Raw genomic sequence first — 5,561 nt, 5'->3', positions numbered from 1 at the left:
GATCCGCCGGCAGGGCCGGGTTGGGACGTCTGGACGCGGCCGTCCGGTTAGTCGGCCGGTTCGGGCGGGCAAGGCGGGGCGCGGCAGGCGGGGTCGAGCGAAGGGGCAGCGGGCGCATGACGATCAACTTCACCGAGAGCGAGGAGCGGCGGGCGTTGCGGCAGGCCGTCGCCGACCTCGCCGGCAAGTACGGCCAGGACTACTTCACCGCCAAGGCCAGGGCGGGCGAGAAGACCGACGAGCTGTGGGCCGAGGCGGGCCGGCTCGGGTACCTCGGCGTGGCCGTGCCCGAGGAGTACGGCGGCGGTGGCGGGGGGATCGGCGACCTCGCGGCCGTGTGCGAGGAACTCGCCCGCGCCGGCTGCCCGCTGCTGCTCACCGTCGTCTCGCCGGCCATCTGCGCCACGGTCATCGCCCGCTTCGGCACGCCGGAGCAGAAGCGGCGGTGGCTGCCCGGGTTCGCGGACGGCACCACGAAGATGGCCTTCGCCATCACCGAGTCCGACGCCGGCTCCAACTCGCACAAGCTCAGCACCGCCCTGCGCCGCGACGGCGACCGGTGGGTCCTCAACGGCGGCAAGTCGTTCATCTCCGGCGTGGACGAGGTCGAAGCCGTGATGGTGGTCGCCCGGCACGTGGACGCCGCGGGCCAACGGCTGCTGCCCTCGCTGCTGATCGTGCCGACCGACGCGCCCGGTTTCACCTACCGGCACATCCCGATGGAGGTGCTGTCGCCGGAGAAGCAGTTCACCTGCTTCTTCGACGACGTCCGCCTGCCGCCGGACGCGCTGGTCGGCACCGAGGACGGCGGCCTGGCGCAGCTCTTCGCCGGCCTGAACCCGGAGCGGATCATGGCGGCGTCCTTCGCCACCGGCATGGCCCGCCGCGCACTCGACCAGGCGAGCGAGTACGCCCGCACCAGGACCGTCTGGGACACGCCCATCGGCGCGCACCAGGGCATCGCGCACCCGCTGGCGCAGTGCGCGATCCAGGTCGAGCTGGCGAGGCTGATGACCCAGAAGGCCGCGGCTCTCTACGACGCTGGGGAGGACCGGGCTGCCGGCGAGGCGGCCAACATGGCCAAGTACGCGGCGGGGGAGGCGGTGGCGGGGGCGGTGGACCAGGCCATCCAGGTCCACGGCGGCAACGGGCTGTCGTCCGAGTACGGACTCGGCGCCATGCTGGCCGCGTCCCGGTTGTCCCGCATCGCCCCGGTCAGCCGGGAGATGATCCTGAACTTCGTGGCGCAGCACACGCTGAAGTTGCCGCGCTCCTACTGAGTCAGGCCCATTCCCAGCGCAGGCCGACCACTCCGGGTCCGAAGTCGAGCGCGACCGCGTACGCGTAGCCCCAGGTGTCCACCGGGGTCTCGCGCACGTCGGTGGGTTCGCCGCCGGTCAGGCCGGTGGTGAACTGCTCACACCGCACGGGGCGGCACCGCGAGTCGTACCGGACCTCCAGGACGTACTCGCGCACGGGGTGGCGGAAGCGGCGGGAGTGCGTGTTGTCGAACGTCGGGTGGTGCGGCGCCACGTGGATCAGCTCGTACTCGACGGCCGTCCGCTCGCCCCGGCGCAGCGGGCGGTCGAGCAGCAGTTCGGCGACCATCAGGCCGTTGCGCGGGTCGGCGGACACCCGCCCGAGCCGGCACGACCGCAGCGTGCCGATGACCGGCAGGGGGTCGCCGGGCAGCCGGGTGTCGTAGCCGAGCAGCACGCGGTCCACGCCCGAGCGCTCGGCCCGCAGCACCTGGCGCGAGCGCACCCGGCGGGTGCTGCCGTCCATCGCCAGCTCCACCTGGTCGCGCAGGCTCAACCGCGTCAGGTCCTGGTCGGTGCTGGTGTCGATGTCGGCCAGCAGCTCGGCGATGGTCGCGTAGTCGTTCTCGCCGACCCAGCCCTCGGGCCCGGACACGCGCGTGCGGGGTCGCGCCTTGCCGCGCGGTCGCGGCGGTCCGAGCAGCGAGCTGAGGCCGCCCGCGCCGACCTCCAGGATCTCCTCCAGGTGGGCGACGGCGATGAGCGAGCCGGGTCGTTCCGGCCGTCTGCGACCGGACTGCCAGTAGCTCAGCGCGGCGATGCTGACCGCGACGCCCCGGGCCCGCAGCTTGTGCTGGATCCGTTCCAGGCTGAGCCCTTTGGCGCGGATCGCCGCCCGCAATGCGTCCGCGAAGGGGTCGGACCCCGCGTCGATCCGTCGGGGATCGCGCGTCCGCGATTCCGGTCCGACGACTGGCGTAGGCATCTTCGCTCCGTTCTCCCAAGGACAAGGCGAGCGACGTTATCGTGCGAAATCGCCGCCGCGGTACAGCCGATCGGGTTTCCCGTCGTGAATTTAACCGAATCGGACGGCAAAATCCGGCCCGCTGTGGAATGTTTGAATTCTCATTAACAGCAGGGGTGTGAAGCCCCGGTGGGGCGCGAACGCCGCACCGGGCTCGGTCGTCCGGCCGCCCCGCCGCCCGCGTACGGCCCAGGGCCCCGGGTACGTGGGGTGATGCGGGCCACACCGGACCGGTCGCGGGGTTCGGCGGCCGTCGTGGACCCGGTGCGGCAAACCGGTCGCGGGCGAAGAACGCGAACTCTATGCCCAACGTCACGTTGACCCTCGCGGTCGATGTCGTGCGGTGGTGTTGCCGCAGGTAGCGGACGCGCGCCGAACCCGGCCGGCCGCGCGGTGGCCCGAGCGCGATGTCCGAGAGATACATAGTCACCCCGAAGAACTTCCCGCGTTCCTCCGGGACGCCGCCGTTCGTCGTTTCGCCATCGGCCCGCGGCCGTATTTTCTCCACAGCGTTGAATGGGTTCTCAATCACCTTGTCGACGCGCTCGCGCGGCGCTGTCCGCCGTGGTGCGGTCTCGGTCGCGGTTCCCCGAACCACTCCCTTCGCCGGTTCCGCGGGCCGAGCGCGGTTCGGCAGACTGGCAGACCCGCGCGTGATCCGCGCCGGGTCCCCCCACCCCGCGGAGGAGAGCCGCATGCCCAAGCCCTTACCGGGCCTCGTCGTGACCGCCCTCGCCACCCTGACCGCCACCCTGCTCACCCCCGCCGCGCCCGCCGAGGCCGCCGTCCTGAACGCGGGCTCGCCCACCGCCGTGCCGGGCAGCTACATCGTCAAGCTCGCCGACGTCGCCGCCGCCGACGCCGTGACGGCCGGGCTGGACGGGCGGGTGACCCGCCGGTACGCCGCGTTCGGCGGCTTCGCCGCGCACCTCACCCCGACGCAGGCCCGGCGGCTCGCCGCCCACCCGGCCGTCGAGTACGTCGAGCAGGACCAGGTCGTGCACGCCGACTCCACCCAGCCCGACGCGCCCTGGGGCCTGGACCGGATCGACCAGACCGCCCTGCCGCTCGACACCACCTACACCTACGCCTCCACCGGCGCGGGCGTCACCGCGTACGTGGTCGACACCGGCGTCCGGATCACGCACGCCCAGTTCAGCGGCCGCGCCGCGCACGGCTTCGACGCCGTGGACAACGACTTCGTCGCCCAGGACGACAACGGGCACGGCACGCACGTGGCCGGCCTCATCGCGGGCACGCTCAACGGCGTCGCCAAGGGCGTGCGCGTCGTGGGCGTGCGCGTGCTCGACGGCGTGGGCAGCGGCACGATCGCCGGCGTCATGGCGGGCGTGGAGTGGGTGCGGCTGAACGCGACCCGCCCCGCCGTGGCCAACCTGAGCCTCGGCGGCGGCGCCTCGGTCGCGCTGGACGACACGGTCCGGCGGCTGATCGCCTCGGGCGTCACCGCGGTCGTCAGCGCGGGCGGCTCCGGGACCAACGTCGGCAACACCTCGCCCGCCCGCGTGGCCGAGGCCGTCACGATCGGCGCGCACACCCAGACCGACGCCAGGGCCCCGTTCTCGAACTACGGGGCCGGCGTGGACCTGTACGCGCCCGGCGTCGGCATCACGTCGGCGTGGCACACCGGCGACACCGCCACCAACACCCTCAGCGGCACCTCCATGGCGACCGCGCTCGCCACCGGGGTCGCCACCCGGTTCCTCCAGTCCACCCCCTCCGCGACCCCGGCCCTGGTGCACACCGAGCTGACGAAGCCGGGGCCCGTGCCGTGGGGCGGCCGGCTCCTGCACTGGTCGCCCACCCGATAACCGCTCCTCCACCCTGCAAAGGAACCCGCCATGCGCGCACTGCTGTCCGGCCTGGGCGTCGCCGCCCTGGCCGCCGTCACCCTCACCGCACCGGCGCACGCCGAGGGCGCGGTGCTCCACGCCGGCTCGGCCGACGCCGTGCCCGGCAGCTACATCGTCAAGCTGGAGGACGTCGCCGCCGCCGACGCGGTCGCCGCCCGGCTCGACGGCCGGGTCACCCGCGCGTTCCCGGCCCTGCACGGCTTCGCCGCCACGATGACCGCGAAGCAGGCCCGCCGGCTCGCCGCCGACCCCGCGGTGGCGTACGTCGAGCAGGACCAGGTCGTGCGGGCGCACGCCACCCAGTCGCCCGCCCCGTACGGGCTCGACCGGATCGACCAACGCGCGCTGCCCGTGGACGGCGCCTACAGCTACACCTCGACCGGGCTCAACACCCGCGCGTACGTGATCGACACGGGCATCCGCACCACGCACACCGAGTTCGCCGGCCGCACCTGCCCCGGCTACGACGCGATCGACAACGACACCGTGCCGCAGGACGACAACGGCCACGGCACGGCGGTCGCGTCGCTGATCGCGGGCCGCGTCAACGGCGTCGCCAAGCAGGGCCTGGTGTGCGGCGTCCGGGTGCTCAACGGCTCGGGCAGCGGCACCACCGCCGGCGTGATCGCGGGCATCGACTGGGTCGCGCGCAACCACGTCAAGCCCGCCTCGGCCAACCTCAGCCTGGGCGGCGGCCCGTCCACCGCGATCGACGACGCGGTGCGCCGGCTGATCGCCGCGGGCGTCACGGCGTCCGTCACGGCGGGCGGCAGCAACTCCAACGCGGCCAACTACTCGCCGGCCCGCGTCACGGAGGCGCTCACGTCCGGCGCGGCCACCACCAACGACACCCGCGCCTCGTTCTCCAACTACGGCGCGGTGGTCGACGTCTACGCGCACGGCACGAACATCACGGTGGCGTGGCACACCGGCGACACCGCCACCAACACCATCAGCGGCACCTCGCTGGCCACCGCGTACGTGACCGGCGTGACGCTGCGGTTCCTCCAGCTCAACCCCGCCGCCACGCCCGCGCAGGTGCACGCGGCGGTCGTGTCGGAGGCGACGCCGCTGTCGTGGGGCCGGCTGCTCCACTGGTCGCCCGCCCGGTGACCTGCCCGGTCCCGCCCGGCCGGCGACCTATCGCCCGGTGACCGGTCGGGCCTGACCCGGGCCGGGGACCGGTCGGGTCCGACCCGGGCCGGGGACCTGTCCGGTCCCGCCTGCCGGCGACCGGTCGCCGGGTGACCTGTCCGGTCCGACCCGGGTGGGTGACCTGACCAAGTCCCGCCCGGTCGTTGACCCGACCGGTGGTCGCCCGGCCGGCGACCGACAGGTGGGGGAGGTGGGGCGCCGGGGGGGGCCCCTGGGGGCGCCACACCCAGCCCCCCCCCCCCCCGCGCGACC

Annotated in this window: 4 protein-coding genes; 3 read left to right on the top strand and 1 reads right to left on the bottom strand. The window is 73.9% G+C overall.

Annotation, left to right across the window (positions count from 1 at the left end; translation table 11 throughout):
• The first annotated feature begins 116 nt into the window (after positions 1–116).
• Positions 117–1,280 (top strand): acyl-CoA dehydrogenase family protein, encoded by a 1,164-nt coding sequence (locus tag ACFXGA_RS39330; RefSeq protein WP_378098021.1) that lies wholly within the window; start codon positions 117–119, stop codon positions 1,278–1,280.
• Position 1,281: 1 nt separating this feature from the next.
• On the opposite strand, the gene ACFXGA_RS39325 is transcribed toward ACFXGA_RS39330, so the two are convergent.
• Entirely contained in the window at positions 1,282–2,244 is a 963-nt protein-coding gene (locus ACFXGA_RS39325; RefSeq protein ID WP_378098019.1) for a hypothetical protein, read from the bottom strand.
• A gap of 734 nt (positions 2,245–2,978) precedes the next feature.
• On the opposite strand from ACFXGA_RS39325, the gene ACFXGA_RS39320 reads away from it, so the two are divergent.
• Both ACFXGA_RS39320 and ACFXGA_RS39315 read left to right on the top strand, forming a co-directional pair.
• Entirely contained in the window at positions 2,979–4,112 is a 1,134-nt protein-coding gene (locus ACFXGA_RS39320) for a S8 family peptidase (protein ID WP_378098016.1), read from the top strand.
• A gap of 30 nt (positions 4,113–4,142) precedes the next feature.
• Positions 4,143–5,267: a S8 family peptidase gene (locus tag ACFXGA_RS39315; protein WP_378098014.1), complete on the top strand. Its 1,125-nt coding sequence runs from the start codon at positions 4,143–4,145 to the stop codon at positions 5,265–5,267.
• Positions 5,268–5,561: the final 294 nt, after the last annotated feature.

The sequence above is a fragment of the Actinosynnema sp. NPDC059335 genome (genome assembly GCF_042752395.1).
GTDB lineage: Bacteria > Actinomycetota > Actinomycetes > Mycobacteriales > Pseudonocardiaceae > Actinosynnema.
This window is presented reverse-complemented; position numbering and strand designations above follow the sequence as displayed.

Coding starts and splice junctions, on each gene's coding strand:
- ACFXGA_RS39330 (WP_378098021.1), top strand. CDS start 117: ATGACGATCAACTTCACCGAGAGCGAGGAGCGGCGGGCGTTGCGGCAG.
- ACFXGA_RS39325 (WP_378098019.1), bottom strand. CDS start 2,244: ATGCCTACGCCAGTCGTCGGACCGGAATCGCGGACGCGCGATCCCCGA.
- ACFXGA_RS39320 (WP_378098016.1), top strand. CDS start 2,979: ATGCCCAAGCCCTTACCGGGCCTCGTCGTGACCGCCCTCGCCACCCTG.
- ACFXGA_RS39315 (WP_378098014.1), top strand. CDS start 4,143: ATGCGCGCACTGCTGTCCGGCCTGGGCGTCGCCGCCCTGGCCGCCGTC.